The organism is Ancylomarina sp., from assembly GCF_041555295.1.
Taxonomy (GTDB): Bacteria; Bacteroidota; Bacteroidia; order Bacteroidales; family Marinifilaceae; genus Ancylomarina.
Window position 1 is genome coordinate 1 of record NZ_JBFFKR010000483.1, and the last position, 1,479, is coordinate 1,479.

Genomic DNA, 1,479 nt, shown 5'->3' on the forward strand with positions numbered 1-1,479 from the left:
AAACAATGCTCCCTTATTGTTGAAATAAAGATCTGCGTCGTCGTCGAATTATCATTTTTGTAGCCATGCTTTTTCTATTTTTGTTGAGACAAATGTAGAGACAATTTTTCGATAAAACCAAATCAAGCCCAAAGGGAATATTTGCGCAAAGGTTTTCGCAAACTCTAAATAAGATTCTTAATCACCTGTAGATGCAACACTTGCATTTAAAGATATTTTTTTTGAAAAATCTCATATTTAATACTGCTTTTTTTCTACAAAGGCATATAATGAGTCCAAATTCATATTTAGAGCCTTTCGGAAAAGGGTTTTTACAAATAAAATAATCATCATTTTTTTCAGAATCGATTTGGCTTTAAAGTCAATTAATCGCCTCTCTCAAGTTTTCACTATGATGCTTTGTTAAATCCATAAACCGAATAAACAAATTGTACAGACAGCCCCTCATTAAATTTTAAAAGCCAAATTGTGTGTTTTATCAAAACAAGTAATTCATACTAGTTCATTATTATAAAAAGAACTAAATTGGATATTTACACAACAAAGTCACTACTGAATTTATCACGACACCTATCGGTTTAATTGGTTCTATCGTAATAACACTAACAAATAAAGCTATGAGTTATTTGAGTAACTTTTTTGTGTCCCTGGATCAACTGGGCAATACTTTAGCCGGAGGACATCCCGATAATACGATATCTGCAAGGATAGGTTATTACAATTACCATGATGATTATTGCAAAGAGACAGCATTACACTGGAGGCTTTTTAGGCAAATAGTCGACACCACATTCTATCCGGTTTATGGGGAAGGACATTGTCATGAAGCCTATTACAACGAAGCAGGTGAATATTTCGATGATACAAAAAACTGGGCGATAGCTATTTTAGCTATATTCATTATTCCCTGCTGTTTACCAATAGGGCTTATTCTATATACATTATTCATTTCAGGAATAGTCTCCCCTAAGGATATCGATCTTACTAACAATATCAAACAACGTATTATTGGAGCTAATAATAAGTTAAAAGGAACCCTCAATGAATTTAAGGAATATGATATTCTAGTAAATACCGACATAAAGGAATTAAACGCTGAAACTCAAACATTATTGACGAATCTCACAAACATCATTAATTCAGCATAGCCTAATTGCCAAAATTAGGATAGTGCTCAAAGAGAACTCATAATAGAAAAAAATCCATAAAAAAAGAGCATCACTCCAATAAAGTGATGCTCTAAATATGATATCGTAAGCGAATTAGGCTACAACGGCTTCCTCAGCAACTGTTGCTTTCTTCGATTTGCGGTATGTATATGAGTTGTAGATGCTTCTTTTTGCAAAACGAGCTTGCTTATCAGAGTTAATCATCTTTTGGAAAACATTCTTATTCACACCATAGTATTCGTAAGCTGAACCATCTAAAAAGGTCACCTCAAGCAATAGTCCTTTATGCTTTAAGTCAGCAATACCAACT

2 protein-coding genes are annotated in these 1,479 nt (G+C 33.1%); one reads left to right on the forward strand and one right to left on the reverse strand.

The genetic code is table 11. From position 1 onward, the window contains the following. Positions 1–617: 617 nt before the first annotated feature. A complete protein-coding gene (locus ABY905_RS17275) occupies positions 618–1,148 on the forward strand; it encodes a hypothetical protein (RefSeq protein WP_372646145.1) in 531 nt (176 codons plus the stop codon). A 114-nt stretch (positions 1,149–1,262) separates the two neighbouring features. On the opposite strand, the gene ABY905_RS17280 is transcribed toward ABY905_RS17275, so the two are convergent. Then, the coding region (locus ABY905_RS17280) for a KTSC domain-containing protein (RefSeq protein WP_372646147.1) at positions 1,263–1,479 on the reverse strand (217 nt) is incomplete at its 5' end.